Raw genomic sequence first — 26,984 nt, 5'->3', positions numbered from 1 at the left:
GCGGGATCAACTGGGCGAGATCTGCGAGCGCATGTCAACAGATCAGGTCCCAATCGCCGCGATCTGTTGACATGCGCTCGCAGATTGCAGGGCGGCGCCCAGGGTAAAGCGTCACAGTGACGGATTGATCGTAGGGGCAGGCAAGGCTAGGAGGGGCTCAGGTTGGGCGGATTCAGTGGTGTTGGATGCTTGCCCGGCGTGCATTGCTTCCGGTCGATTGGAGCTCGAAAGGCTGGCGGCTCGATCGAGTGGTCGGTCGCAATCAGGGCGCTCACGAAGTCAACGAAGCCAAGCGGCGATGCAAGGCAGCATGCAAATCGGCCCGGTGCGCGACGCCTGCGACAGGCTGTCCGGTGCGCAGCATCCCAAGTCGCGCTGGTGCATCGTCATGCGGACGACTGGATGAACCGGCGAGCACAGAGGATGGCGATGAACCGAGCCGAGGGAACGCGCGTCGCAGTAGAATCGGCGCGGATCCAGACCCTAAGGGTTGGAACCGGGCGCGTGTTGCGCAAGAGGCGGTTCGGGCATCGGTTCGTCGTCGCCGTGGACCGCTCTCCGGCCACCCCAGATATATAGCCGATAATCTACATTATGTTAAGTAACACCGGGCGTGGTGCATCAGATCAGCTAGCCCCTGGACTGCGATTCAACGAGCTCCGGCACCTACAGGCCGTCGCCTTCGCACGTAACCCCTATGACCCCGAGTTCGGCCGCTAAGGATTGGTGAAAGTGCGGTACGGCGAGGCCAAACGAGGGGCACCACCGAAACGGCGCAGCGTCCTGACCGTGTTCGACTGGACATGCAATATCGTCGAGGACTGGCCTACCTCGATGCCGGACTCGACCTGTTCCCTCCGAACGAAGCGCCCTGGTCGCCGAGTCGACCCTGTTCCGCCGCTTCCGGGGATCCTGCATCGAGCTTCGGCTCTCCCCTGGCCTGGACCTGCACCTTGCTGCACACCTGCATTCTGGCCGCGCAGCCACGGGCGCAGTAACCGGCGCAGCGGAAGGAGATCAAGTGCTCGGTCCGGGCGAGTTGATCAACTGTGAGCACCGCCGGAGAGCGGTTAACGAGATATGGCTTTGACGAGTTGGTCGATCACCGCCCGGGAAGCTCCGGGCGGCGGTGCGTGCGTGAGAAGACCTTCGACGACGAATGTTCCGATGCGGATCATGGCGTCGGCCTCCGGTCCGGACAGGCCCGCGGCGGCAATATCGGCAGCGAATAGCGATTCGGCGTAAGCGTGAAATCCGTTGTGCCAGTTGTTGATTATCTCCGATTTGGCCGCGCGTTCGTGCACCGTGGAGACCAACGGCCCCACCCGCTGTAGACGGTCCACAAGCCATTCCAGCCGATCGGTCAGAGGGCGATCCGCCACACTCGCGTAGTGAGCCGCATCTTCGGTGACGATCGCGGAGAGAACGGCGACCAGAATGTCGTCCTTGTCCTCGAAATACCAATACAACGTGTTCGGGGTGATGCCGACAGCTTTGGCCAAGCGGCTGAGAGACGTGCGCTCGAAGCCGTCGGATAAGAACAGCTCACGAGCGGCACCGACAATGTCCGCCCGCTTTGCTTCCTTGTCGTGCAGTCCGCGGTTCCTGGGCATGCCCGACATCCTATCTTGAACGGCCTTCAAGAGCATGGTACCGTTCTTGATGACCGTTCAAGAGTGTGGAGGACGCGGGATGACGAAGGCTGGACGAACAGCGTTGATCACCGCCATCACCGAACTCGCCCACTTGACGGTCCCCGACATGGAGCTGCGCCCGTACGGGACCAAGGTGACCGCGGCCGCCGTCAAGCCGATTCCCACCATCGGGTACCACGTAGATCGACACAGGCGACCAGTGCCGCCGCTGAACAGAGGAGATCATTCACCCATGACCACGAACGAACATCCCGATTTCACGCGTACCGAAACATCGTTCACCTCGGAGGGAATACGGTGCGCGGCTACGGTCTTCCGTCCCGGCACCGCGGCCGCCATGCCGCTGCCAGCGATCGTGATGGCACACGGGTTCGGCTCTCCCAGGGCAATGCGCCTGTACGCCTACGCGGAAAAGTTCGTCGCGGCCGGCTACATCGTGTGCGTGTTCGACTACCGGCATTTCGGGGACAGTGACGGCGAACCACGACAATTGTTGAACGTACCCGCTCAACTCGTTGACTGGCGCAATGCTGTCGACTTCGCGCGGACGCTCGACGGAGTCGACAGGAACAGGATCGTCGGCTGGGGCACGTCCTTCGCAGGCGGCCACGTGCTGACCCTCGCGGGCAACGGCGTCGACTTCGCTGCTGTCATCGCGCAGGTACCTCATGTCGACGGCATCGCCGCAGTCCGCGCAGTTGGGTTGCGGCACACGCTGCGCGTGGCACCCTCGGCCATCAGGGACGGTATCCGAGCACTCCTCCGACGCCCACCTCACTACATCGACAGTGTCGGACTACCTGGGACGCGTGCGGTGATGGTCTCACCCGACGCGATCACCGGACGCGATCAACTGATTCGCGAGTCAGGCTTGTCCGACGGTGACTACCCCGAGACCGTTGCCGCCCGGATCCTGCTCAAGATTTGGCGCTACTCCCCCGGCCGAACAGTATCGGCAATCGAGTGCCCCACGTTGGTGCAGATCATGTCCGAGGATGCGGTGACACCTGCCGCGGTCGCGAGGCGTGCTGCAGAGAAGATCCGCAGGGCAACGATCCGCAATTATCCTGGTGGCCATTTCGATCCGTACGTCGATCCCCTCTTCCCGGCCGTGGTGGGCGACCAGTTGGCATTCCTCACCGAGAACGTGCCGCTGGCGCCGCGGGCTCTGCCCACCGCCTGACTGCCCGGTTCGCAGCGCTTCGTCTCAGAGTCGCGGTGGCCATTCTCGTCGTCAACGGTGCTGTCCTGTCGCTGTCGGCCTGCTCGAGTGCAATCTTGAAGTCCAATCGGGTCTACCTCTCCGACTCGATGACCGACCCTCTGACCGGTGTGTTGAACCGACGCCGAATCTGAGAGCGTTCGGCGCGAAGGTCAACGACGTGCGCCCCGCCGCCGACGAGGCCCTTTGCCGCGCCAAACAGAAGGGATGCAACCGCACCGCACTCGCACGCCCCACCAAGACCGAAACACCCTGAACAATTGGGCAGCGTGACATATGTGTGCCCACGGGCATCGCCGTCGAAGCGTGCGCAATACGGCCAGTTTGGAGAGGCAGCTGCCCGCGCCTACTGCTCATCGCATGTGTACCAAACTACTTCGGTCGCAGATATGTCCGCGGAGGCGAACAGGCCTCGAGCGCGATCTCAGATAGAGCACCCCCCGCGACCCGCTGCTAACGTTCAGCTTGTGACTGGCGAGGCGGAACTGATCGGTGGCATCGAGAAACGGGACATTCGTCTCGTTCCGCACGATTCAGTGTGGTTCAGCCACTTCGGACGTGAGCGTGACCGCATTGCCTTGGCATTGGGTGGCTTTGCGCGTCGGATCGACCACATCGGTTCAACTTCCGTGGCCGGTCTTGCGGCGAAGCCGATCATTGACATCAACGTCAGCGTCGTCGAACCGGAGGACGAGGACACTTATCTCCCCCAGCTTGAGGCAGTCGAGTATGTGCTCCGGGTTCGTGAGTTCGGCCACCGGATGTTCAGGACGCCTGACCTGGGGGTGCACGTGCATGTTTGCAAGGCCGGAAGCGATTGGGAGCGTCGGCACCTGCTGTTCCGTGATTGGCTTCGCCGTAGCGATTCCGACCGTGACCTGTACGGGAGCGTCAAGCATGACCTGGCATCGCGCGACTGGTCGGACATGAATGCGTATGCAGCGGCCAAGACCGACGTCATCGCGGCCATCATGCCGCGGGCCGAGGCGTGGGCGCGCACGATTGGCTGGTCGGTAGCGGGCTCGTAGTACTCGTTAAGAGGCTAGTCCTCGATTTTGCAACAATCACTCGCGTTATTCGGCCATACTGACAACGATGGTCGATCCGAAATCGACTGTGCGGCAATAATACTCGTCCACTTCCCGAATCGAGGACCCCCGTGAGATCCAGTCATCGCCTGCGCGCCGCTTCTGCCACCGCACTCGCAGCAGCCTTCGTGCTGTCCGCTGTTCCCGCGTCCGCGGATTCGGCAGATCAGCCGTCCCCAGAGGGGGCACCGCTGTCGGATCGCCTGCAGTACGACGAGCAGGGCGAGCTCCGCACCAATGGAACAGGCGGCTACTTCGTACAGACCCCATACACCGCGAACCCGATCTCGCAAAAGATCGGATCAATGTACGTCGGCGAGGAGTTCGGTCCGTCGGGATGCACCGCGTCAGTCATCGAATCGGCCACCCGCACCCTGGCAATCACCGCAGATCACTGCACCGTCAACATCAAGCCCGGCAGCACGGTGAAGTTCGCGCCAGCCGCCGAGGAAGGCCAGCAACCGTATGGCGGGTGGTTCATCGACAAGAAGTTCTCCTCCCCGGACCCGGTCGACGGATCTGTTCCGGATGCCGCCGTGCTGGTCATCCGCCCCCAGGACGGCAAGCGGATCGCCGATCTCACTGGCGGTGGGCTGAAGATTCATCCAGGGCTCGAGGCGGGGCAGGCGGTGCGCGGATCATTCATCGGCTACCCCGGCCCGTCCCCCTATAACGGCCTGCGCCAGTCCATCTGCGTCGGCGACTACACCTACCACCCCGGCAAGGGTCGCGGTGCGATCAGCCGGGTCTCTGACCAGACCGAGTGCTGGGTCGGTGGCGGCTCCAGCGGCGGCCCCTACCTGGCATTCTCCGATGGCGAGGCAAAGATCATCACGGTGCTCAACAGCAACGGCGGCTCGCGCATCAGCGATGTCGTTCCCGATCTGATCGACCAGGCCGATGCATGGGCGACCGCTGAGTACAACCTCGACGAGACCCCGACCGTGCCACCAGTCCCCACGCCCGGCACCGGAAGCCTCTCCGGACTAGGACGCTAGCGGAGATCCCTTGCACCGTTCCGGCTTTAGGCCGCAACGGTGCAAAGGCGGTCGGGGCGACGCGTGGTCCCGGATCCTCGTAGGCTGAGCGAATGACCGAGGACGACAGGCCGGCATCGGTGTCCGACGTTCACGACGTCGCAGGCGGGATGCCGCATGTCACGGTGGCTCAAGCGGGCAGCAACCCGGTCTATCAGGTGGGTGGCAAGTCGTTCGTCTTCTTCCGCAATGCTCGCCCCGACGCCGTCGATCCGGAGACTGGCGAACGGTATGACGATGTGATCGTCATCTGGGTGGCGAGCGAGAGCGAGAAGAAGGCGCTCGTCCAGGATCGCCAGCGCCCCTACTTCACGACATCGCATTTTGATGGGCACCTGTCCGTTCTCGTCAGGGCGTCGGAGCTGCACCAGGTACCTCGCGCAGAGCTCGTCGAGCTGGTCCAGGACGCGTGGTTGTGCCGCGCGTCGCGCCGACGTGCCCGCGTTTGGCTGGCGGAGCACGGACTGGCTTGAGCGGGGGCGACAGCGGGGGCGGGCGCTTCTAGTCGCGGACTTGCAGCACGAGCTTGCCGCGGGTGCGGAAGGTCCGGCTCTTGCGGTGCGCCTCGGCCGCCTCGGCGAGTGGGTAGACGCTGTCGACCACGGATCGGAGGTGTCCTTGCGCCATGAGCTCGGCGAGTGCGCTCAGCTCATGGCCGCGGGCTTTGACGGTGATGACTGATGCGCGTTGTCCTCCGAGCACGCGGGAGCGCAGGCTTGTCTGAGCCCAGCGTGCGATGGTGGCCAGGTTGGGCACGGTCGTGATGTAGATCCCATTGGGATTCAGGACGTTGCGGCAGCTGTCGAGGCTTTCCTTGCCGAGGGTGTCGAACACGACGTCCTGGCCGCGCACCACGTCGGTGAATCGCTCGGCGGTGTAGTCGACGACCTCGTCTGCCCCGAGGTCGCGGACGAAGTCGGCGTTGGCCGTGCTGCACACGGCGGTGACCCGTGCGCCGGCATGGTGGGCGAGCTGGACCGCGTAGTGCCCGACGCCTCCGGAAGCACCCACCACCACGACCTTGTCGCCGGGGCCGATCCGCGCGATGTCGAACAGGCTCTGCCATGCGGTCAGCCCTGCCACCGGTACGGCGGCCGCTTCGATGTGGCTGATCTCCTTGGGCTTGAGCGCCACGCAGGCGGCCTTGACCGCCATGTACTGGGCGTAGCCGCCCATGTGTCCGAGCTGGCTCTGCATGGCGAAGACCTCGTCACCGACCGTAAAGCCTTCCACCTTCTCGCCTACCTCGGCGACCACGCCGGAGACGTCGCTGCCCGGGATGATCGGCAATCGACCGGCGAGGGGGCGGCCGACGTAGGTGCCTTGCCGCAGCATCCAGTCGCGGGGGTTTACTCCTACCGCGTGGACCTCGATGAGGACTTGGTCGGGCGCGGGCCGAGGCGTGGCGCGCTGCCCGTAGCGCAGGACCTCGGGGCCTCCGTGGTGCTCGACGTACACCGCATCCATCATGGGATCTCCTTCTGCTCGGCTGTTCCCTGCTGATGCGCGCCGCGATTGCTGGCCGCGATCAGCGAACCGCCCGATGTGGTTCTATTTCGAGACTGAACGCTAGCACGACTAGTCTCGTTTTAAAACCAGGCAGGTAGGATCTACACATGCGCTACGACGACCTCGCCGACTTCCCCTGCTCGATCACCCGACCCCTGGTGATCCTCGGCGACCGCTGGACACTGCTGGTGCTCAAAGCCTCGTTCACCGGCATCCGGCGCTTCAACGAGTTCCAGCGCGCGCTCGGCATATCCCGAAGCCGCCTGCAGGACCGCCTCGACCGGCTCGTCGACCACGCGATCCTGGTCAAGCAGAAGGCGCCCGGTAGCGCGCACGAGGAGTACCGCCTGACCGCGAAGGGGCATGACCTCTACCCCATCCTCATGGCGATCAAGGACTGGGGCGACGACTACATGGCCCCACAGGGCCCGCCCGTGCACTACCAGCACCGCGGCTGCTCCGGCGAGGCGCACGTACGCCTCGAATGCGACTGCTGCGGAAGCGAGCTCACGGCGCGCGATATCGAGCTCGCGCCTGGCCCCGGATTGCTGGACGAGGACGCGGACCGCCGCGATCCGGAGCACCAAAGCCCGGGCGGGGCGCTATCCTGAGCTAGGTCGCCACCGCCGGTGAGGAGCAGGTCATGTCTCGAATCGTCGCGATCATGTCCATGTCCCTCGATGGCTTTGTCGCCGACGCCAACGATGGCGTGGACGAGGTCTTCGATTGGTACTTCAATTCGGGTGACGTCGAACTCCACACCGGCGGCTCGGATTCGATGAAGCTCAGCCTTTCCGAGCCGAGCGCCGCTTATGTCCGTGATCGCACGGCCGAGCTTGGCGCGGTCCTCACCGGTCGACGGACCTTTGAGGTCGCGCAAGGCTGGGGCGGCAATCACGCGTGGGGGCCCGCGTTCGTCCTGACCCACCACATCCCCGAAGGATGGCCGCGCCCTGGCTCGACCGTCCACTTCGTCACGGACGGCCTCGAGAGCGCCGTCAACCAGGCCAAGGCTGCCTCTGGCGGGAAGTCGGTCGCGGTCCACGGTGCTGACACCATCCAGCAGCTCCTCAACGCTGGCCTCCTCGATGAGCTCCAGGTCGACATCGCGGCGTTGCTACTGGGCTCCGGAGTTCGACTCTTTGACCACCTAGCCGGCGCTCCAGCTGTTCTCGGCGATCCGACGGTGGTTCAGGGTGTTGGTGTCACGCACCTGCGCTATCCCGTGCGCAAGGCCTAGACCGGGGGCACTACTCCCCCGCTGGCGCTGCTGGAACTCGCAGGAAGTCGGCGAGCTCGCGATCAAGCTCGGATCGGGACCTCACACCCTTGATGGACCGCACGACTTTGCCGTGGTGGAAGACCAGCGTGGTCGGCGTCGAGGTCACCCCGTACTCCCGCGCGATGTCCGGCTCGTTGCCGACGTTCACCGCGAATACCCGCAGCCTCGCGGCGTTGTCGTCAGCGAACTGCTCGAGCGTTGGTGCGAAGGCCCGGCACAAGCCGCACCAGGTGGCCCAGAACTCCACGACGGCAGGTTCCTCGCTGTCCCGGACCTTCGTCCAGAAGTCTGAGTTTCCTACCTGGGTGATGGCTGGCATTTGCAGGCCTCCTTTGCTGGGGCTCGCCGCTGTGCCATGTCGGCTGGAGCGGTGCGGCTGCCGCTCTGGCGGGGAGGGGCAGCCGCACCAACGATTCTACGAGCGCGAACAGGCATGGGTGAGTCGGTCGTCCATGTAAGACTGATGTCATGGATCTTGTGGATCACGCTGTCTACGCCTCGCGTGTGCGTGGCTGCTTGCTCGGTGGCGCTGTCAGCGATGCACTCGGCAACCCCGTCGAGTTCAGCACGACTGCCGAGATCCTCAGCGCGTTCCCGAACGGTGTCCGGGATTTCGCGAAACCCGTCGGCGAGATCACCGACGATACGCAGATGACGTTGTTCACCATGGAAGGGATGATCCGCGCGAACGTCCGGACCGAGCGCGGGCTCGGCTTCACCCTCGGTGTGATCGACCATGCCTATCACCGCTGGCTCGACACGCAGACGCTGGCAGGGCCCAGTGGCGAGCACGACGGCTGGCTCCAGGCACAGCGATGGTTGTACGCCCGCCGCGCTCCCGGCAACACATGCTTGAGCGCCCTGGCAGCGATGAGGGGGCAGGGCTACGGCAACGCGGCATCGAACAACTCGAAGGGATGCGGCGGCGTGATGCGCAGCGCCCCGTTCGGCCTGGTACCGCTGCATCTCGTGGACAACGGAAACGGCGAGTGGCCGTTCGACGCGGCCGCAACATGCGCCGGCTACACCCACGGCCACATCACCGGCCAGCTCGCGTCGGGCGCGCTAGCAGCGATGGTTCAGCACATTATCGCGGGTGCCAGCCTCGAGGACGCACTGGACGCGACGGCACGGATCCTGGCCACGCGGGACGGCCACGAGGAGACACTCGAGGCGCTCGAGTCGGCTCGGATCGCAGCCCGGTCGGGCGGGCCATCGGTCGCCACGCTGGAGGGCCTGGGTGGGGGCTGGATCGCGGAGGAAGCTCTCGCCATCGCCGTGTATGCCGCTCTGGCATTCCCCGATCCAGAAGAGTTCCTGGACGCGTTGTCCTTGTCGGTGTCGCACAGCGGAGATAGCGACTCCACCGGCGCGATCTGCGGGAACATCCTGGGGGCGTTGCATGGCCAGCTTGCTGTGCCCGCGGACCTGGCGGTTCGGCTCGAGGGCAGGGGAACGATGCTTGCGATCGCGGAGGATTTCATTGCCGAGTTCACCTCTGAGCGGGATGAGGATCGCGGCATTTTCTGGGGGGAACGGTATCCAGGATGGTGACGACGATCCACGACCTTCCCGAGGATGCCAGGGTTTCCTTGCTGGCGGGCTACGACCTCGGCGAGAGCGAGATCCGCGGCCTGCTCCACGAGGGCCTTGATGCCGCGAAGACCCAGCACGCCGATCCGCAAGCATTCGAGGACGGCCTTCGTCTCCGCGACGCGATCTATTTCATCGGGTGGGCTGACAGCGTTGACTTCGAAGCAGCCGAGAGCGAGTATTCCCAGATCGCGCGGGAAGTGAACGAGCGCTATGGCGATATTGTGATGGGGCTCGGAGAGGCATGGGCGGCTTCGAAAGCGGCTTCGACGAGCACTTCATTGGGCTTCATATTCGGGCTGCGCGGATACCAGTAGACCGGTCCTGGTCGTCGAGGCTCGCGACTGTGCGCGCCAAACCCTTGCGCGGCGTCTGCGAGAATGGCAGCAAGCTCGGAGCAGCGTGACCACGATGCTCGTCGCAAGTCAGGAGCATGCACGGTGTCGCCACAGCACGGAACTCCCCCTTCGCGGGGGCGCACGCGGACCCAGCCCGATGGCGCGAGCAGTCGATCGCGAGCCGTGTCCGGGCTGGTGGGAAAGGAGCTGCAAGCTGACTGTGCCAACTGCTTCGGCCTGTGTTGCGTCGCTCTCCCCTTCGCCCGGTCCGCCGACTTCGCCGTGAGCAAGCCCGCGGGCACACCGTGCTCGAACCTACGCTCGGACTTCCTTTGCGGCATCCACGGAGAGCTGCGCGAGAAGGGCTATCCGGGCTGCACCGTGTTCGACTGCTTCGGCGCTGGTCAGAAGGTGTCGCACGTGACCTTTGGTGGCGTCGATTGGCGCGAGGCCCCGGAGTCGGCGAGCTCGATGTTCGAGGTCTTGCCCGTCATGCGACACCTGCACGAACTGATCTGGTACGTCACTGCGGCGCTCGACCTGGCATCCGCCCGCACGCTTCACAGTGACCTGCGGCGGTGGCTGGCCGACCTCGATGGGCTGACCCGAGGCAGCGCCGAGTCGATACTCGAACTCGATATCAATGCCTTGCGCGGCGAGGTCAACACACTGCTTCTGCGGGCCAGCGAGCTCTGCCGAGCGACGGTGCGAGGCGGCAAGAAGGACTATCGCGGGGCCGATCTGATGGGTGCAAAGTTCTCGGGAGCCGATCTCCGGGGCGCGAGCCTGCGTGGAGCCCTCCTCATAGCCGCCGACCTGAGTGGGGCTGATCTGCGCTATGCGGACCTGATCGGCGCTGACCTGCGTGACACCAACATTCGGGGCGCCGATCTCACCGATGCCCTGTTCCTCACCCAGTCGCAGCTCAACGCGGCCAAGGGCGACTCGGCTACGACGTTGCCTCCTGCGCTCCACCACCCTGCTCACTGGTAGCCGGGGCGCGGCGCCAGCGGGCATATCCTGTGTCCATGCGTCGAACCTCGGTGTTGCTCGTTGCTGCGTTGCTGGTGGGCGGTTTCCGGCAGGTCGCCGAGAGTGCGGCTGCGGCCGTGTGCGGCCTACCTGCGCTACAGCCTGATCCGCAGGGCCGGGTCCGCTTTTCATGTTTTCCGGATGTCCGCGCACCGAGCGATCGGTGACAGCGCAGCGAGGTTCATCGTAGCTATCAGTTGCGGTTCAACCCGTGCCGCCGCGTATCGAGCGCCAACTTGAAGTGACTTTCCGCCTCGTCGATCACTCGCGTAGGAGTCGCAGGGTCGAACACACGCAGGAGCGAGAAGCGAAAGCTGACCGGGTCGATACTGCGCAGCTCGACGTTGCCGCCGTGGCCGTTGCTCGCGTAAGCGGTCCAGCGCTGGCGAATGCTCTCAGCTCCGTCGGCCTTGCCGACGTACTGGCGTCCGTCGCGGGTATCGGTGATTAGGTAGACGCCCACCACCGACGAGAGCGCCGTGCGCCACGAGGCGTAGCGATGGTCTCGTATCACCGCCTGTAGTTGCTCGTGGTCAAGAACGAGTTTGTCGAAACCGGGGAATGGAACGGGCTCCGCGTCCGCTATCTCCATGACCGGGTACTCGGCGGCCGTGGGGCCGTTCAGCCTCCATGTGCGTGGCGATCTCCAACCGATCACTAGCCGGTTTCTGAGGTCGGCCATGTGCTCCGCCTCGACGAGGTCGAAGACTCGGAGGGAGCCGTCATTCGAGATCTCGCCGCAGTTCTCCACCACTGACCAGAGCCGGGCCCGGTCGCCGCCCTCGCGGACGAAGACGACCCAGATCCTGGGCGGGACGACAGGGAAGATCCGTGAGTTCGCTGACTGGTGGCTCGTATATGCCAGGATCTGGTCGTCCGTGGAGTCGGCGTGGATGCCCTGAAGGCCGGTATCCTCGTGCTCCTTCACGTACGCATGGCGAATCACTAGTGCGTTGGCGGGGTCGATGCGGGCGCTGCGCAGGATCGGTTCGAGCGTCAGAGTCATCAGGATCGTCTTCCTCCACCTGGTTCGCAGTGCAACCTGTAGTGATAGCTGACCATGCGGGGGCTGGTCCGTTCAGTGCGATTGTTAAAGCGGGGTGTGTATTGAGCATTGCGCGGTGCTGCACGGAATTGGTCGAATTGCCCAAGGCGCAGCAATCTAGGGTTCGGCTGACCCGGTTGCTCAGTTGCCACGTGGCACAGCCCGTGCCGGATACCGGCTACCGAGGACCGTTCCAAGCGAGCACCATCTGCAGGAACCAGCGCGGTTGACAGCGACGTAGTGCGCTCCTCAAGTGCGCACCTTCTCCTTCACGTCATGCTCATCAACGGGTGCGACGAGAACGTCCTCGTCGTCGTCTCCCCCGTCATCGGTGCGAAAGATCTGCAGGAAGTAGGCGTCGTCGGGCTGCGCGCCGAGGTGCTCGTACGCCGCTTTCTCCAGCGCGCCAGCGATTGTCGGCAGACCATCGACGTGCCAGTCGAGTTCCTGGACGAGGTTGTTCTTCCATTCACGGCGGCTCTCGAAGTCCGTGTGGTTATCGGGGATCGAGTCAGGATCGATCCATCCGTCCGACATGGCAGCCCGCATCACGGCCGGTGGTTGCGCGCCGAACTCGATCAACCATGATGTCGGGTAGTACATGCCTTGCACATATCGGGAGTCCCCGTCGAAGGCGACGACAAAGACAACCCCCGATGGCCAGTCGGAAACGACGGCGTGCAGCACGGTGCGCATCGCGTCGCCGAAGCGTGTGAGGCCGCCGGGGCCTTGCGGGGTGACGGTCAGTTCTATCGACTGGATGGCCGGTGGGCGGTGCCGGGCCAGGTACGCTCCGAGATCCTCGGCGGGCAGGTAGTCAGTAGATTCCATAGCGGTCTCCTCGGGCTTGGGTGTGTTCTTCGCCTCTAGCTGCCGCTTGAGGGCGAGCCGTTTCCTGCGCAGCCAGGCGCGGTGCACCTTCCGATGCTTGTCGTCTGCCTCGTGGTACCGCAGGAGTTCTTCCTCGATCACGACGCAGCCAGGCGGCACTGGTGGCAGCGGCGGCGGATACCCGGAGTAGTTCACCGGCTCGGGCAGCAGCATGGCCACTAGATGGCCCAGGGCCAGGTGATCGTGGCGCGACTTAGGCTGGTAAGAGTAGGAGAAAGCGAGCTCGATCGGCTCCTGGTAATGCTCGGTCCAAACGCCATCAGTGCTTGGCAGGTACCTGTCGAACTGCTCGGTGGTCACGGCATCGGCGTGCCAGTTCCCTTCGACATCGACGGTGATCCATCGATTCGGGTCGACCGCGGAGCGTGCCTCCCAGAAGATCTCGTCGGCCCCCAGATCGCTTGGTGCTCCCATTATCCCCCCTAGAACGTGCTGGTCACTGACCGCCGAATTCCTTCATCCGGGAAACGAGGCGATGCAGTTCCGCGGCCCGCTGCTCATCAGCGCGACCGTCCTTCGCGTGGTCGGTGTAGGCCGCGGAGAGCGAGCTGTACCACCACAGCTGGTCCTCCACGCCAGCGTTGAACCTGTCCCACACCGAAGGGCCATCGGTCTCGAGGTCGCTGACGGTCGAGCGTGCGTTGTGGACCTTGTCCGCGAGGGAGACGCGCACGGTCCCTTCGTCGCGGGTGGTGGTGAGGTGATCAAGGTAGGCCTGCTTCCGTGTCCGGAAGTCGGGGATCTGTTCCTTCTTCGGGCCGGAGCATCCGATCACGATGTCGCGGATCCGCACGCAGAACCGCTGTTCGAGCTCGTCCGCCCCGTTCTCATCGATGTCCTCGATGTAGTCGTGCAGCAAGCCCGCGATGGCCTCGTCAGTGTCTCCGCCGTCCTCGATGACCATCCCGGAGACTGCCATCAGGTGACTGATGTATGGGATACGCGGACGCTGATCCCCCTCCGCGCGCTTGCGGGTCTGTTCACTGTGCTTTTCGGCCGCGAACGCCACTGCCTCGGCCAGCCGTACCGGATCGATCCTCTGGGTCTGCTCGGTCACAATCATCACCTTTCATCGGGATGGTCTGGTGTCGAGGAGAACGAGATCGAGCACTAGTCGGCGCGGCTGCCGATCAGAATGGCGGACCCATCGCGTAATGCTCGATGGGGCGGTGCGCATCGTGCCGGTGAACTCGGTGGAGGGGAGAGCAATCCCCGTCGGCTCCTGACAAGATTCATCGTGGCATAGGGGTACGACAGATTTTGGTCCTTCGGTGGTCAGGCACTACTGAAGGGGTGGATCGGGCCAGGTCACCGTGGCTTGTGCGCGAAAGGTGGGCGGCTTGCCCGCTCGAGCGCCCGGCAACGGTCCACGAGATCGTCTACTCGATCTGCCAGGTCCTCGACGGAGCCATGCTCTTCGGCCAGGTCGTCGAGGAGCGCGGTGTAGTCGGACACGATGGCGCGGTACTTGATGCCAAAGTCCAGGTGCGGGGCGCTTCCCGAGTAGCGCCGGTCGAGGTCGATGATCTGCCGCGCCAGCACTGCTGCTTGAGCATCGAGCGATGACTGCGCATCGTTGGTCATGGCGCGGCCCTGCGCGCGCTGCGCGGCGAGCTTGCCCGCGCGGCGCGCGGTCAGGTAGGCGAGGGCAGATCCGCCGAGGACGGCGGCGACGGCGGCGAGCGCGATGAGGTATCGCGGCAATGAGGGGCTGATGGTGCGCGCGTGATCTGGCACGATGTCAGCCTTCACCAGCATGTCGTAGTTGACGACGATGACCTTGATCGCTTCGAGCGGACGGTCGGCGAACACGTCGATGCCCTGCCTGATCTGGGACTCAGCGACGAATGCCTGGCCGAGGTTGTCATCGTCCGCGCCGGGCAGCTGCGAGCATCCGTAGGTGCCGTAGTCCTCGCCGCCGTCCTGGCTCAGCAGCAGCGCGAGCGTCCCTTTCGCGGGACCGGCGATCTGATCGCATGCGTCACCGAGGTCGGTGCCTGGCTCAAGGAAGCCCACGAAGAGCCTCCGGTTGCCGATGATCGTGGCGGCTTCTTCGGTATCGAGATCGACTCCGTCGGCGGCATGGACCGAGCCGGTTCGAGCTGCGCGCTGCAAGTCGTTGTCGAGGAGACCCGCGGTCCATAGTGCCCATCCCGTGAGCACAACCAGCGCGATGACCGCGATGCCGAACGGTGTGCGGAGGAAATCCTTGATCCGTGCAGTGCTCACACGACACCGCCTGCCACATAGTTGCGCGGGCGCAGATCTTCCCGTCCGATGTTGCGCGCGGTCTCGTCGAGCTCGGCTTCCGCCTTGCCGATGAGACGCTCGACGTGGGGCAATGGCAGCCCCTCGTCGAGAGCGGACGACGCGGCCTGGAGCTGCTGGATGCCGCGAGCCAGCGCTGGGTCAAAGGACAGGCCTGAGATCTCGATTGCGAGCGTGTTGAGGAGCGCGAGGCGAGCAGGCGCGGCGCGCGGCGGCCGTGCGCCTGGGCCGAGCACCTGGCGCGCTGACAGGGCGAGGAACATCAGGACGCTGGCGCCGAACAGCCACGGCATCGCGGGCATGGCCACGCGCATCGGGTCGAAGGGCTGGTACGGGAGCGGACGGTCGAACACACCGGAGTAGCGGATGTCGGTCACCCGGTTCAAGTAAGCATTGAGGATGTTCTGCTGCGGGTAGTCCCAGCGGCTCAGTCGGCTCCCGAACTGCGCGTAGAAGCTTGCGGTAGCGATCTCGGCGAACGCGTCGGCCTGCGGGCCGTGGTACTCGATCCAATTGCCGTGCATCACCACGATGGGCTGCCCGGGGAAGCGTTCGGCGAGCGCGGGGCCGTACTCGGGCATGGGTTCGCCGAACTCCTGCCGAGGGAACGCTGCGACCATGATCGCGCTGTCCGGGAACGCCCGGCGGGCACTCTCGGGCACCGCGTCCAGTGTCGTGCCGGCAGCGAGGTGCGGGCGTCCCGCGCTCAGATCGGCTATGACGGCGGCAAGCTCGGGACCGGTGGGCGCGCGGCGCTCGAGAACGTCGACATCGTCCGGGATGGTCTCGTCCTGCTCCACCGCGATGAGCGTCAGCATCAGGCTGGTGACGTCGCCGGTCGCGTACTCGCCGCGCCAGCCGGGGATGTCGTCGTGGCGCGCGCCGGTGATCCCGCTGACGACGCTGGTACCGATAATCTCGAAGTCGATGCCGTCGACCTCGCTGATCTGGGCCTTCTGGTCCGGGGTCAGGCCGGGCGGCGCGACTACGATCTTGGGCTCATTATCTCCGACAGCTTCCGAGACCAGCTTCTCGTCCCAGTGCGCGATCGCCCCCGGGAGCCGCACCACGCGTTGCTCCTCGGCCATGGCCTGGATCTCCGCGGTCGAGGGGATGGCGTGGTCGGTCAGCTCGACCGGGTCGCCGTCCATGACCCCGTCCTTCGCCGACGGTGACTGGCCGTAGCTGACATCCACGTTCTGGCTCTGGCGCTGCGCGACGAGGAAGACAACGAGAACCGCGATGGCGACGGCAAGGAATGCCCATCGGATCCAGGAAAGATGTTCACGCATCGGCCGCCGCCCGCCACAATCGGTCTGCGCGGACGGCGCATTGCTCTGCTTCGGATGCGGCCGTGATTCCGCCGCGGGCAGCGATGAGCAGCTCGGCCTTGTGGAACAGCTCCTCCGCCTCCACTACGGGGCGGCTTACAGCGTCGCGGCTGATGGCGGCGTAGTCGACCGCGGCGCGGGCGGCCGACCAGGCGGTGCGTCGGTGCGCTGCGCGCGCCCGCATCCGAGGAGCGTAGGCGGCTCCGAACCCCGCTGCCACGAGCAAAATGCCACCCGCCGCCCACAGCATCCATCCCACGGCAACCTCCCAGTGCTCTCCCAGGTATTGTGCCAGCCGCGATTGTGATCGCAAGTTGGGATCGAGCCCGTGAGAGCTGCGCGGAGGCAGCGATCAGCTAGTGAATCCTGTCTGGTAGGCGATGACGACGAGCTGGGCGCGATCGCGGGCGTGCAGCTTCATCAGCAGTCGGCTGACGTGGGTCTTGGCGGTGCCGATGCTGACGACGAGCCGCTCAGCGATCTCGGCATTGGATAGCCCATCGGCGACCAAGGCCAGGACGTCGCGCTCCCGCTCGGTCAACGATTCCAGCGCCTTCGGCGTGGGTCGGCGCGATTCTGGCGAGCGGACGAACTCGGCGATCAATGTGCGGGTGACACTGGGCGACAGCAGTGCCTCGCCCGCGGCGATCACGCGGACGGCATCGAGGAGTTCATGAGGGCGGGTGTCCTTCAGCAGGAACCCGCTGGCCCCGGCCCGCAGGGCCCCGTAGACGTACTCATCGAGCCCGAAGGTGGTGAGCATCAGCACCCGCACCGAGGACGTGGCCGAGGTGGCAGCGATCTCGCGAGTCGCCTCGAGGCCGTCCATCACCGGCATCCTGATGTCCATCAGCACCACGTCGGGCAGGTGGCGGCGGGCGAGGTCCACGGCCTCCTGGCCGTTGCTGGCCTCGGCGACGACGCTGATGTCGTCAGCGGAGGCGAGCAGCATGCTGAACCCTGACCGCACTAGCGCCTGGTCGTCGGCCACGATGACCCGGATCGTCATGACATCACCGCGGGCAGGGGAATGCGCGCGGTGAGGCGGAAGTCGCCGCCGTCGTCGCCATGCTCGAGCGAGCCGTCGAACAGCTTCACGCGCTCCTGCATCCCTAGCAGGCCCACGCCGGCACCGCCGACGCTTGCAGGACGGCCAGTCCGCGCGTTGCGCACCTCGATGTGCATCTCCCCCTCGTGGCACCCGATCGAGAGCTGCACGTCGGTGGGACCGGCGTGCTTGGCGACGTTGGTCAGCGCCTCCTGCACGATGCGATAGACCGTCAGGGCCAAGGCATCCGGGACCTCGCAACCGTCGAGGTCGATGGCGAGCCGCAACCGCAGCCCTGCTCGCTCGGCTTGCTCGATCAGCCACGGGAGATCGTTGAGGCCTGGTGCCGGGCGCAGCTGGTCCGGGCCCTCCTCGCGGAGGACGCCGAGCATGCGGCGAAGCTCATCGAGCGCCTGGCGGCTGATGTCGGAAATGCTGACGAGCGCCGCGCGGGTCTGTTCCGGGTTGGTGTCTATGAGGTGTGCTGCGACCCCGGACTGCACAGCGATGGCGCTGATGCTGTGGGCCACCACGTCATGCAGCTCGCGGGCGATGCGGGTGCGCTCCGCGGCCACCGCCTGCGCCGCCAGCTGGCTCTGCGCGTGCTCCAGCTGGGAGGTGCGCTCCTCGAGGGCGGCGATGGTCACCCGGCGCGCCCGGTGGCTGTCGCCGAGCATCCATGCGGCGAGCGTGACGACCCCGGCGACGAGGAGATCGATCAGCGCCCACTCCGTGAACGCCGTCAGGGCAGTCATCACGGCCCATGTCCCGACCAGCGCGGGTAGCGAGCGGCTTCGTTCAGCGTGCGCGCCCACGCTATACATCGCGAGGGCCACCGCCATGCCCAGGCCGGGATACGGGTAGCCGAGCGCCGCGTACAGCACTTCACCAGCAAGGACCGCGACGAGCACGACCAGCGGCGCCCGCCGTCGCACGATCAGCGGCAGCGGGATGAGCAGCGCCAGCACCAGCGCTGCGGGCGGAGGATCGGCCGCTGCCAGCGGGAGGACCTCGACGACGCCGATGAGCACCGCGACAACACCGTCGACCAGCAACGGGTTCACGCGCTTGAGGCGCCTGGTCCACTCCACGGCGATCATGTTACGACCACGATGCGGCGCGCACATCTGCCTGCAGGCGGACTCGCAAGATCGGTCTGGAGGCAGACGACGGCGGCGGCGGTTGACCGGATCGTGGAAACCATGAACGACACCATTACCGTCACGGGCCTGACCAAGCGGTTCGGGGACGTTGTCGCCGTCGACGACCTCACCTTCTCGATCGGCCGCGGCACCGTCGCCGGGTTCCTCGGTGCCAACGGAGCCGGCAAGACCACCACCCTTCGCGCCCTGCTCGGGCTTATCACACCGACCTTGGGCAGCACCGCCATCAACGGCACCCCCTACCGCGAGCTCGCCGAGCCGACCCGGACCGTCGGCGCCCTCCTCGACTCCGCTGGCCACCATCCGGGCCGCACCGCGCGCGACCATCTGCGCGGCCTGGCGATCGCGACGGGGGTGGATCTCGGCCGCGTCGATGACGTGCTCGCCGAGGTCGACCTGACGCATGCGGCGCGCCGCCGCGTCGGTGGGTACTCCCTGGGAATGCGGCAGCGCCTCGGCCTGGCCGCGGCGCTGCTTGGTGATCCCGAGATCCTGATCCTTGACGAACCGGCCAACGGGCTCGACCCGGAGGGAATCGCCTGGCTCCGCGCCTTCGTCCGGGACTTCGCCGACGCCGGTCGCACCGTGCTGATCTCCAGCCATGTGCTGACCGAGGTGGCACAGACAGTCGACCAGGTCGTCATCATCCGCCAGGGCCGCCTCGTCGCCCACAAGCCGATCGAGGCTGGCGAGAACCTGGAACGCACGTTCTTCCAATTGACAGGAGACCTGGGATGACCCGCTTGCTCCACGCGGAACTGTTCCGCCTGCGCACCACCCGGACCACGTGGGCGCTCCTCGCCGGTGCCGTCGGGCTGGTCGGGCTGGTTCTGTACCCGCCGCTCGCCAATGCCGGCATTGGCACCTACCCCTCCCTGGGCACCTCGCACAGCCTCGAGACGATCATCGGCGCCCCGCGCTACGCGATGTACTTCGCGGCGCTGCTCGGAGTGCTGGCGGTGTCCGGCGAGTACCGCCACCGCACCATCACCCAGACGTTCCTCGCCACCCCCAACCGCCTGCGTGTCGTCGTGGCCAAGCTCGCCGCGTACGGGCTCGCCGGTCTCGGGTTCGGCGCCGTGGCCACGGTCGCGGCATTGGGCACTGCTGCCGCGTGGCACGCCGCCAAGGGGGTACCCCTGGACCTGTGGCAGTCGGAGATCCTGCTGTCGGCCGTCGGACTGGTGGCCGTCGCCGGGCTGCTCGCCATGATCGGGGTGGGCGTCGGCGCGCTGGTCCCGAACCAGGCCGCCGCCCTGGTCGGTGTCATCGTCTGGCTCCAGATCATCGAGTCGGGGCTGCTCACTGGCTTCGCGCCCCAGCTCTACGGCTGGACCGTCAACGGCGCCGCTCTCGCGGTCGCCGGCATCGCCCCGCCCTCGCCGGCACTGCCCCTGCTGGCCCCGCTCCAGGGCGGGCTGCTGCTATCCGCCTACGCGCTCGTGATCGCCCTGGTCGCCACTCGCGTCACGCTGGAACGGGATCTGGCATGAGACGCCGACTCAGCGTGATAGTCCTCCTCGTGGCACTGGTGTCCGGATGCGCCCCGGACCCGGTCAACGCCGCGGACGATTTGCCGGAGCTGCTCGCCGCCTGGCACGCCCGTGCGGGCGCGGTCGGGGTGGCGATGGCCGTCGACGCACCCGGGCAGCCCACGTGGATCGGCACCGCAGGCCTTTCCGACATCGACGCCCAGGCACCGTTGGCCGCCGACGATCAGTTCCGCATCGGCAGCGTCACCAAGACGTTCACCGCGGTCGTGATGTTGCAGCTGGCAGAGGAGGGAAAGGTGGGCCTCGACGATCCCGTCGCCCGCCACCTCGACGGCTTCCCGTGGGGCGAGGACGTCACCGTGCGCCACCTCCTCGCTCACACCAGCGGCATCCCCGACTACCAGCGCGTGCACGGCTTCCTGGACGGGCAACGCACCGACCGCGACCGCCGCTGGACCCCCGACGAGCTCATCGGGCTCATCGCCGACCGCGACCTGGGGCACGCGCCGGGGAGCCGGTTCGCGTACTCCAACACCAACTACACGCTGCTCGGCCAGGTGATCGCGGCCGTCTCCGGCAATCCGTGGGCGACCGAGGTGCGCCGACGCATCCTCGAGCCCCTGGGAATGCACGAGACCTCGATCCCCAGCGTCGAGGGCGTCGCGGCCGAGCTGGTCGCGGGCTACGCCGACATCGATGCCGACGGGCAGCTCGATAATGTCGGCGGGGGTTCCTGGCCAGCGCTGGAGTCCGAGGGCGAGGCGGTGGGAAACATCATCTCGACCGTCAACGACCTGCAACGGTTCGCTGCTGCCCTGTTCCGCGGCCGCCTTCTGCAGCCCACGTCGATGGCGACGATGCTCGGCGAGGACGACGGGACGCCCCTGGGCGTGTACCGCCAGGCCTACGTCGATGACACCGCGATCGGGCACTCGGGCGCGGACCCGGGTTTCGCCGCCACCATGACCTACCTGCCTGATCGCGACATCACCATCGTCGTGCTGACCAACCACGGCTCGGTCGATCCCGTTGACCTCGTCTCAGTCACCGCGCGCTTGCTCCGCCGGTAAGCACCGCGCAGCTCCTGCCCCGCGCGGCCGGGCTCGCCTATGGCACTATCGAGTGATGCGCCCAGTGACTGCTACGAGGCTTGATGAACTGCGCCGCGCCGCGCTTGCAAGGGGTCGGTACGCTGCTGGCCAGTACGCCCGTCGCATGGGCTCGCGCGGAACGATCACGCTGGCCGAGGTGCGCGCCATGCGGATCATGCTCGACCGGTACTTGAACCGGCCTGAATTCCGCGCTCACGCGGAGACACGCGTCGAAACCGTCCACGCGCGCTTCCAAGGTGGTCAGGTACGTGGCGAGTGGGTGGAGCGCCCTGGTGCTGGTCCACGGGATGCCGCTGTCCTGCTGTATGTGCATGGCGGCGGGTTCGTGGTGGGGTCGCCGTTGTCGCACCGGGGACTGACCAGCGAGCTGTCGGCCCGCACGAAGCGACCAGTGTTCTCGGTGGACTACCGCAGGGCCCCCGAGCATCCCTACCCTGCTGCTGTTGATGACGTGCTGCGTGCCTACGCATGGCTTCTCGCTTCCGGAATGAGCGCCGAGCAGATCGTGGTGTGCGGCGACTCCGCGGGCGGGCATCTCGCTCTGGGCCTCTCCCCGCGGGCGCACCGGGCCGGGCTGCCGGTCCCAGGGGGCGTTGTCGCGCTGTCTCCGGTGGTTGATCCCACGATGGCGATGAGCCGCCGCTGGCTCGAGAGCAACCACCCGAAGGCTCCCCTGCACTACACCGATGCCGGGCGGGCACTGATGGAACCGCACTGGCGCGGCGTCGCGCCTGCCGACCCGGAGCTGTTGCTGACCAACGACGACCTGTCTGTGATGCCGCCCGTGCTCGTCCAAGCGAGCGACGCCGAGTTGCTGACCGGTGACGCCAAGCACTACGTCGAGAGCCTGAACTCGGTTGGCGGAAAGGGCCAGCTGACCCTCTACCACCGCCGGATCCACGTTTTCCAAGTAGCCCACCGGGTATCGAAGACCGCTTCACGGGCGCTCGACGAGATCGCCCGCTTCGTCGATTCCTTGAGCGCGATCCAGGAGCCGGACGGCCCACAGGACTGATCGAGGAGGCTGAGGTGAGTGACATGACGGTGGCCGAGGTGATGGCCGAGCTGGCAGACCTCGAGGACCCGAGGGTTCGCCAGGTCAATGAGAAGCATGGCGACGACCACGGCGTGAACCTCACCAAGCTGCGCGCGATCGCGAAGCGCATCAAGTCCCAGCAGGAGCTCGCGCGCGAGCTATGGGCCACGGGTGACACCGCAGCGCGATTGCTATCGTTGCTGGTCTTTCGACCGAAGGCGTTCGAGCGCGACGAGCTCGACTCGATGCTGCGCGAGTCCCGCACCCCGAAGGTTCACGATTGGCTCGTCAACTATGTGGTGAAGAAGAACCCGCATGCCGAGGAACTGCGCCAGGCATGGCTTGCCGATGCCGATCCTGTGGTCGCGAGCGCTGGCTGGGCCCTGACCATTGAGCGGGTCTCCAAGAAGCCTGAGGGCCTGGACCTCCCGGGGCTGCTCGACGTCATCGAGGCGGACATGCAGCAGGCCCCGGACCGGTTGCAATGGGCGATGAACCACTGCCTCGCCCAGATCGGGATCGACCATGCCGAGCATCGCGCCCGCGCTCTTGCGATCGGTGAGCGGCTCGAGGTGCTCAAGGACTACCCGACTCCCCCGGGCTGCACGTCGCCGTTCGCGCCCACCTGGATCACGGAGATCGTTCGCCGACGGTCTAGCGTGTAGGAGGGGGTGGGAGCATCATGGGTGCACTCGGTTCGCAGTACCTGGGTACAGCGATCACCTTTGGAATCTGTGCCGGGGTCCTGATCTTCGCGATAACGGGCAATGCGATCTGGATCGCGGTGGGCACTGCGCTGGGAGTGGTGGCTGGATCGGTTGGCAGCGGCATGAAGCATGACGACCATTCCGAGGATAAGCCTTCCCCTGCCGATCCGGATGACATGCTTTGAGCGACGCTGTAACGGCACGCACGCGGCCAGGCTCCGTCAGGCGCCGCTGAACCCGTTCAGCAGGAACCAGAAGATCCCGAGCCCGAGGATCGCCATGCCGACCCCCGTTGCCGCTCCGACCACCACGCGGCGGGTAGTCGAGGCGTCCTCGCGGGCCAATGGCAGGAGCGATCCCACTCCCGCGCCGAGCAGCGCCATCGCGCCGAGCTGCACGGGCATGATCCAGTTCTCGGTCCGTTCCCCATCGAGGAAGAGTGCCGAGACGGGCAGGCTGAGGATCCCCAGCGCGAGAAGGATCGCAAGTGCGGGCAGGCGCTTCACTCTCGCCAGACTAGGCGCTCCGCTTCCCCGCTGCCGCGCAATGGGCCCGGATGCGCCTAGGCCCGGATGCGCCTAGGCCTGGGTGCCGAGGACCCCTCCACCTATGGAGCTTCCGGTGAGGTCGAGGATCTCGTCGATCCAGCCGATGATGTCCTTCGTGGAGCCGATGTTCTGCGGTGGATGGCGGACGAGGGTGTCGCGCAGGATGAGCCGGTTGAAGTCCACGTGGATGGGATCGTTCCTCGGCGTTCCATCCGGGTAGCGGAAGGGCACTCCTGCGGCGCGCATGGTGTTGATGGCTTCCTGGGCGAGGATGCCGTAGCCGACCGTGGTGGGGTGCACGCCGTCGAGGGAGAACAGGCCCCCCGCAGCGCGCCCGCCTTGCCCATCGGCGGCGAGGAACCTCGTGGTCAGTGGCGGGTCGAGTGCTGCTAGCGCGCCAGGAAGCTCGTACCCGGTCCACCACTGCGGGCGCGCGGAGGGATCCTCGTGGAAGCGGCGGGAGGCGACGTTGTCGAGGATCGCGGCCGAGTCGAGCAGGAGCCAGTCCTTGCCGTTGGCCCGGGCCTCGCGGACGGTGGACTCGATGTGATCGTTGTAGGTGTCGATGGCGTAGTCGATCGCGCGCGCGTCGGCGCCGGTGAGGTGCTTGTCCTTCTTGCTGCTGAACGAGGATTCCGTGACCCAGGGATGCACGTAGTGGCTGAAGTACCGCGAGCGGGGGCCGATCTTGCCGCCGATGCCGTTGGTGATCGGTGCGATGGTCACGTGGGGCACCGTGCACAGGATCACGTGGCGCGCGTTGATCCTGTGCACCCGCTCGATGATCTGGTCGTATTCCTCGCGGAAATGCTCGGGCGTCCACACGGTGTAACGGCTCTTGGCGGACAGCCGCCGGAAACCCTCCCCGGACCACCTCACCTCGAGCTTGGTGGCCGCCTTCAACGCATTGTTCGCGCCGAGGAAGACAATGAGCGTCTCGATCCCGCTCTCCGACGAGCCGTCGCCCTGCTCCCCCAGTGCCCGGGCGGCGTCGAACAACGTCATCCCGCGCTGCTCCGCCGTCGCTCGCGGATACACCCGCAGCGCGGCCCGGAACGAGGCGTTCTCCACTCGCTGGTCGAGGAGATCGTCGCTTGGTGGATTGGCGTCCAGCACCCCGGCGCATCGATCAAACGTCCATTCGAGGCTGTCGCGCAGGTCCCAGCCGAACATCGACAGGTTGTGGTTGATCGGCGCGGGCGGCGGGGTGACGCTGCCGGGGCCGCGTTCCCAATAGTCCTCCACCTCCGCCATCCACGACTGAACGGTGAACGGCGCGAGCGGCAGGTCCCACCAGTCAAGCGTCGCGCCATGCCTTTCCTCGAGGGCGCGCAGCAGGTATTCGAGATTGAGGGGCAATCCGCCGTGGCTGCGGTAGCGGGGAATCCGGAAGGAGCTCGCCCAGCCCAGCTCGCGCGCGATGATCGCCGGGAACGAGAGGTCGGTGTTGTGGATGGCGAAGCTCTGGAATCCCTGCGACAGGGAATCACCAATCACAACGAGCCGGTGAGGCGGGGTGCCTGATCTCTTGGCGGCCACTGTCGCGGGCAGGGGCATGCCCAGCGTCGGGTCGGTCGCGGGCTCGCGCGGACCCCTAGCGGCACGGTCGATCACGGATCGAGGTGTTCCCTCGGGAAACAGGATCACGGCGGGCCTCCCGTCGGCTGGGACGGTTCTTCTCTCATTGTGCGCCCGGCGGGCTATTGCACGGGCTCGAGTGATCCACTGCTGCGCGTGAGCGTGGTGAGCAGGTCCGCGTCCGGGAATCCATCGGAGCCTGTGCCCGTGACGGGAGGGGGTGGGGCTTGCTTGCTCTTGGGGATCCCAGCAGCACGCGTGGCTTCGAGCCGGATGCCCGCTTGCTGCGCCTTGGTGTAGGGAGCGAGGAACGCCGCGAGCTCGGTGTCGGTGGTGGTGGTTCCGGCGACATGCGTCCCGGTTGCCGCGAAGTTGGCCGCGGCCCGCCGGACGTGGCTCGGTGACGTCACCAGGACCACATCCTCGATTCCTTCTTGCTGCAGCAGCCTGGTGGTGTTCTGCGCGTTGGCCACCGTCGAGGTGGAGCGGTCCTCGGTAGTGATCCTCGATGCCGGTACACCGTGGTCGAGCAGCCATTGCTTCATCGCGGCGGCCTCGGTGATCCCCCGCTTCGGAGCGCCGCCGGTGACGTAGATCGGGGCGCCGGGCGAGGCGTAGGACTGCGCGAGGCCAGCGGCAAGGCGCTTGACGAGCTCGGGTGCCATGGTGCCGTCATCGCGGAGGCCGTGGCCGAGGATGACGATCGCGATCGGTGATGCTTCTACAACAGCGGGCGAGGTGGAAGGAACGATCCGCGCGGCGGCATCGACGCCGTTGATGACATCGCGTGCCGCCTGCGCCGCTGCAGGATCGATGCTCGCGAGGCGGCCGAGCGCTGCGTCACGAGTGACGGCATCGTTGGCCTGCTCGGCCCAGATCGCTTGCAGCGCCAGCGCTTGCGCATCGTTTGGAGTGATCGCGAGAACCCGCTCGAGATCGGCAAGCCCGCCGATGGCATCGTGCGCCGCGAACTGGAGCTGCGCGGAGTTGTACAACGTGGTGGCGTCGGCCTCGGACGCGGTATTGACGACACTGACCGGGCCGCTGGGAGGCATCGAGGCGCTCGGCTGGGCAGCGATGGTGAGGCTGGCGGCGGCAGAGAGCACCACCATGCCGAGCGTGCTGGCGCGGGCGAGGGAGAACATGCCGGCAACGCTATTGCGGCAAGGGGCTGGCCGGGGTGCCTTGCAGCAGCGTCTCGATAACGATGTCGCGCTGTAGTTTTGTGGACGTGTATTCGGATTGGCTTGCCGAGGCGGGCATCAGTGACTGCGTCAGCGCGGGCCACCGCCGTGCTCTGCGTCGTCGTCGCCTGGTTGCGCAGATCGGACGCGCCCTAGCGAACTCCTCGAATGAATAACCCCGGGTATTCGATGACCAGACCCTCCCCGTCCACTGTGATGAATCGACGAAAATCGGAGTCGAGGGACTCATAGAGGTACTCGTTCGTGCCAGTGCGTGTGTACCGCTGCGGATCGGTCGCAACATCAAGCTCCGGAAGACGGATGTAGGCAGTGGTGATTTCGGCGCTCTCGCCAACAGCGAGGTCAAGTCGTCGGATCGGCAATGTGTTGCTCAGCGGGGACACCGAGATGTCGACCTCTCGCGCCGCTTGAAGGTCAGGGCGATCCTCCCCATTCACTTCCCATCCTCGTTCGGTGAGGCGCAGCTCGAGCTCGCGTCCGTTCGCGCGAATCACGAGGTCGATGAACTCCCAGGCCGCCGTCATCTGCAACCTGTACGAGCACGCGCCGACCCCGCCCTTGATATCGCTGACGGCGGTCACGCCATGCGGGTTGCTCTCGATCCGGCATGACTCGTGGGAGGGCTCTTCCAGGCCAGTCCACACGATCTCAGTCATCGTCAGCTCCTTGAATCCTCGGGGGCGGGTCAACCTTGCGGCAGACCAGTCACGCGCGAGAACAACTCTGGCATCGCTCTAGGGGGTGCGCAGTCGTCTCCGCCCGCCGCCTAGCTGAACGGGATGGTTCTCCCGCCGCTATGTGGC

30 protein-coding genes and 1 pseudogene are annotated in these 26,984 nt (G+C 66.1%); 16 read left to right on the top strand and 15 right to left on the bottom strand.

Translation table 11 applies throughout. The annotated features are described in order from the left end of the window. Positions 1-639: 639 nt before the first annotated feature. Positions 640-952: pseudogene (locus QC765_RS00635) on the top strand (site-specific integrase); the annotation flags it as partial. 118 nt (positions 953-1,070) lie between these two features. On the opposite strand, the gene QC765_RS00630 reads toward QC765_RS00635, so the two are convergent. Next, complete coding sequence (locus tag QC765_RS00630) at positions 1,071-1,613, bottom strand: TetR/AcrR family transcriptional regulator (RefSeq protein ID WP_278312483.1); 543 nt, start codon at positions 1,611-1,613, stop codon at positions 1,071-1,073. Positions 1,614-1,887: 274 nt separating this feature from the next. Between QC765_RS00630 and QC765_RS00625 the strand changes: the two genes are divergently transcribed. The 4 genes from QC765_RS00625 to QC765_RS00610 all read left to right on the top strand — a co-directional run bounded on the left by QC765_RS00625 (position 1,888) and on the right by QC765_RS00610 (position 5,475). Next, positions 1,888-2,838 (top strand): alpha/beta hydrolase, encoded by a 951-nt coding sequence (locus tag QC765_RS00625; protein WP_444979973.1) that lies wholly within the window; start codon positions 1,888-1,890, stop codon positions 2,836-2,838. A gap of 506 nt (positions 2,839-3,344) precedes the next feature. After that, positions 3,345-3,905 (top strand): GrpB family protein, encoded by a 561-nt coding sequence (locus QC765_RS00620; RefSeq protein WP_278312481.1) that lies wholly within the window; start codon positions 3,345-3,347, stop codon positions 3,903-3,905. 131 nt (positions 3,906-4,036) lie between these two features. Continuing rightward, positions 4,037-4,963: a trypsin-like serine peptidase gene (locus QC765_RS00615; protein ID WP_278312480.1), complete on the top strand. Its 927-nt coding sequence runs from the start codon at positions 4,037-4,039 to the stop codon at positions 4,961-4,963. A 92-nt stretch (positions 4,964-5,055) separates the two neighbouring features. Next, positions 5,056-5,475, top strand: coding sequence for an MmcQ/YjbR family DNA-binding protein (locus QC765_RS00610; protein WP_278312479.1), 420 nt, complete (start codon positions 5,056-5,058; stop codon positions 5,473-5,475). A 28-nt stretch (positions 5,476-5,503) separates the two neighbouring features. Here QC765_RS00610 and QC765_RS00605 read toward each other — a convergent pair whose 3' ends face one another. Continuing rightward, positions 5,504-6,472, bottom strand: a complete 969-nt coding sequence (locus tag QC765_RS00605; RefSeq protein WP_278312478.1) for an NAD(P)-dependent alcohol dehydrogenase — start codon at positions 6,470-6,472, stop codon at positions 5,504-5,506. Between the two features lie 146 nt (positions 6,473-6,618). On the opposite strand from QC765_RS00605, the gene QC765_RS00600 reads away from it, so the two are divergent. Continuing rightward, entirely contained in the window at positions 6,619-7,122 is a 504-nt protein-coding gene (locus QC765_RS00600) for a winged helix-turn-helix transcriptional regulator (protein ID WP_278312477.1), read from the top strand. 32 nt (positions 7,123-7,154) lie between these two features. Beyond that, a complete protein-coding gene (locus tag QC765_RS00595; protein WP_278312476.1) occupies positions 7,155-7,751 on the top strand; it encodes a dihydrofolate reductase family protein in 597 nt (198 codons plus the stop codon). Between the two features lie 10 nt (positions 7,752-7,761). Here the strand turns inward: QC765_RS00595 and QC765_RS00590 are convergent, their stop codons facing one another. Then, positions 7,762-8,112: a thioredoxin family protein gene (locus QC765_RS00590; protein WP_278312475.1), complete on the bottom strand. Its 351-nt coding sequence runs from the start codon at positions 8,110-8,112 to the stop codon at positions 7,762-7,764. Positions 8,113-8,261: 149 nt separating this feature from the next. Here QC765_RS00590 and QC765_RS00585 point away from each other — a divergent pair, with 149 nt between their 5' ends. The 3 genes from QC765_RS00585 to QC765_RS00575 all read left to right on the top strand — a co-directional run bounded on the left by QC765_RS00585 (position 8,262) and on the right by QC765_RS00575 (position 10,717). Continuing rightward, the gene (locus QC765_RS00585; protein ID WP_278312474.1) at positions 8,262-9,347 is read left to right on the top strand and encodes an ADP-ribosylglycohydrolase family protein; all 1,086 of its coding nucleotides are present in this window, start codon (positions 8,262-8,264) and stop codon (positions 9,345-9,347) included. After that, on the top strand, positions 9,341-9,703 hold the full coding sequence (locus QC765_RS00580; RefSeq protein ID WP_278312473.1) for a hypothetical protein: 363 nt from the start codon (positions 9,341-9,343) through the stop codon (positions 9,701-9,703). The genes QC765_RS00585 and QC765_RS00580 overlap by 7 nt, the downstream gene beginning before the upstream one ends. A gap of 204 nt (positions 9,704-9,907) precedes the next feature. Then, positions 9,908-10,717 carry a pentapeptide repeat-containing protein gene (locus QC765_RS00575; RefSeq protein WP_309297283.1) on the top strand — a complete coding sequence of 270 codons (810 nt, stop codon included), beginning with the start codon at positions 9,908-9,910 and terminating at the stop codon, positions 10,715-10,717. Between the two features lie 232 nt (positions 10,718-10,949). Here QC765_RS00575 and QC765_RS00570 read toward each other — a convergent pair whose 3' ends face one another. The 8 genes from QC765_RS00570 to QC765_RS00535 all read right to left on the bottom strand — a co-directional run bounded on the left by QC765_RS00570 (position 10,950) and on the right by QC765_RS00535 (position 18,430). Beyond that, entirely contained in the window at positions 10,950-11,762 is an 813-nt protein-coding gene (locus QC765_RS00570; RefSeq protein WP_278312472.1) for a GIY-YIG nuclease family protein, read from the bottom strand. Positions 11,763-12,050: 288 nt separating this feature from the next. Further along, on the bottom strand, positions 12,051-13,106 hold the full coding sequence (locus QC765_RS00565; protein WP_278312471.1) for a hypothetical protein: 1,056 nt from the start codon (positions 13,104-13,106) through the stop codon (positions 12,051-12,053). A gap of 22 nt (positions 13,107-13,128) precedes the next feature. Further along, a complete protein-coding gene (locus QC765_RS00560; RefSeq protein ID WP_373876623.1) occupies positions 13,129-13,755 on the bottom strand; it encodes an HD domain-containing protein in 627 nt (208 codons plus the stop codon). A gap of 245 nt (positions 13,756-14,000) precedes the next feature. Further along, positions 14,001-14,921, bottom strand: a complete 921-nt coding sequence (locus QC765_RS00555; RefSeq protein ID WP_278312469.1) for a hypothetical protein — start codon at positions 14,919-14,921, stop codon at positions 14,001-14,003. Next, positions 14,918-16,252, bottom strand: coding sequence for a hypothetical protein (locus QC765_RS00550; RefSeq protein WP_278312468.1), 1,335 nt, complete (start codon positions 16,250-16,252; stop codon positions 14,918-14,920). Before QC765_RS00550 ends, QC765_RS00555 begins: the two co-directional genes overlap by 4 nt. Beyond that, positions 16,245-16,475, bottom strand: coding sequence for a DUF6403 family protein (locus tag QC765_RS00545; protein WP_278312467.1), 231 nt, complete (start codon positions 16,473-16,475; stop codon positions 16,245-16,247). The genes QC765_RS00550 and QC765_RS00545 overlap by 8 nt, the downstream gene beginning before the upstream one ends. Before the next feature lie 168 nt (positions 16,476-16,643). Continuing rightward, positions 16,644-17,300 (bottom strand): response regulator, encoded by a 657-nt coding sequence (locus QC765_RS00540; RefSeq protein ID WP_278312466.1) that lies wholly within the window; start codon positions 17,298-17,300, stop codon positions 16,644-16,646. Then, complete coding sequence (locus tag QC765_RS00535; protein ID WP_278312465.1) at positions 17,297-18,430, bottom strand: sensor histidine kinase; 1,134 nt, start codon at positions 18,428-18,430, stop codon at positions 17,297-17,299. The genes QC765_RS00540 and QC765_RS00535 overlap by 4 nt, the downstream gene beginning before the upstream one ends. A 111-nt stretch (positions 18,431-18,541) precedes the next feature. Here QC765_RS00535 and QC765_RS00530 point away from each other — a divergent pair, with 111 nt between their 5' ends. From QC765_RS00530 to QC765_RS00505, 6 genes are read left to right on the top strand one after another with little or no spacing between them, the layout of a single operon-like run. Next, complete coding sequence (locus QC765_RS00530; protein ID WP_309297282.1) at positions 18,542-19,240, top strand: ABC transporter ATP-binding protein; 699 nt, start codon at positions 18,542-18,544, stop codon at positions 19,238-19,240. Continuing rightward, complete coding sequence (locus tag QC765_RS00525) at positions 19,237-19,995, top strand: ABC transporter permease subunit (protein ID WP_278312464.1); 759 nt, start codon at positions 19,237-19,239, stop codon at positions 19,993-19,995. Before QC765_RS00530 ends, QC765_RS00525 begins: the two co-directional genes overlap by 4 nt. Beyond that, positions 19,992-21,065, top strand: coding sequence for a serine hydrolase domain-containing protein (locus QC765_RS00520; RefSeq protein ID WP_278312463.1), 1,074 nt, complete (start codon positions 19,992-19,994; stop codon positions 21,063-21,065). Before QC765_RS00525 ends, QC765_RS00520 begins: the two co-directional genes overlap by 4 nt. Before the next feature lie 55 nt (positions 21,066-21,120). After that, positions 21,121-22,122: an alpha/beta hydrolase gene (locus tag QC765_RS00515; protein WP_278312462.1), complete on the top strand. Its 1,002-nt coding sequence runs from the start codon at positions 21,121-21,123 to the stop codon at positions 22,120-22,122. A gap of 23 nt (positions 22,123-22,145) precedes the next feature. Next, positions 22,146-22,808, top strand: a complete 663-nt coding sequence (locus tag QC765_RS00510; RefSeq protein ID WP_373876634.1) for a DNA alkylation repair protein — start codon at positions 22,146-22,148, stop codon at positions 22,806-22,808. Between the two features lie 17 nt (positions 22,809-22,825). Next, the gene (locus QC765_RS00505) at positions 22,826-23,035 is read left to right on the top strand and encodes a hypothetical protein (protein ID WP_278312461.1); all 210 of its coding nucleotides are present in this window, start codon (positions 22,826-22,828) and stop codon (positions 23,033-23,035) included. Between the two features lie 36 nt (positions 23,036-23,071). On the opposite strand, the gene QC765_RS00500 is transcribed toward QC765_RS00505, so the two are convergent. From QC765_RS00500 to QC765_RS00485, 4 genes are all read right to left on the bottom strand, one after another. Next, complete coding sequence (locus tag QC765_RS00500) at positions 23,072-23,356, bottom strand: hypothetical protein (RefSeq protein ID WP_278312460.1); 285 nt, start codon at positions 23,354-23,356, stop codon at positions 23,072-23,074. A 72-nt stretch (positions 23,357-23,428) separates the two neighbouring features. Continuing rightward, positions 23,429-25,045, bottom strand: coding sequence for an SGNH/GDSL hydrolase family protein (locus tag QC765_RS00495; RefSeq protein WP_278312459.1), 1,617 nt, complete (start codon positions 25,043-25,045; stop codon positions 23,429-23,431). 53 nt (positions 25,046-25,098) lie between these two features. Next, positions 25,099-26,121 (bottom strand): YdcF family protein, encoded by a 1,023-nt coding sequence (locus QC765_RS00490; RefSeq protein ID WP_278312458.1) that lies wholly within the window; start codon positions 26,119-26,121, stop codon positions 25,099-25,101. Positions 26,122-26,312: 191 nt separating this feature from the next. After that, on the bottom strand, positions 26,313-26,837 hold the full coding sequence (locus QC765_RS00485) for a putative glycolipid-binding domain-containing protein (protein ID WP_278312457.1): 525 nt from the start codon (positions 26,835-26,837) through the stop codon (positions 26,313-26,315). Between the last annotated feature and the right edge of the window lie 147 nt (positions 26,838-26,984).

The organism is Hoyosella levis (assembly GCF_026008515.1).
Taxonomy (GTDB): Bacteria; Actinomycetota; Actinomycetes; order Mycobacteriales; family Mycobacteriaceae; genus Lolliginicoccus; species Lolliginicoccus levis.
Note: the sequence above shows the minus strand (reverse complement) of the source record. Positions and strands in the feature narration are given on the sequence as shown.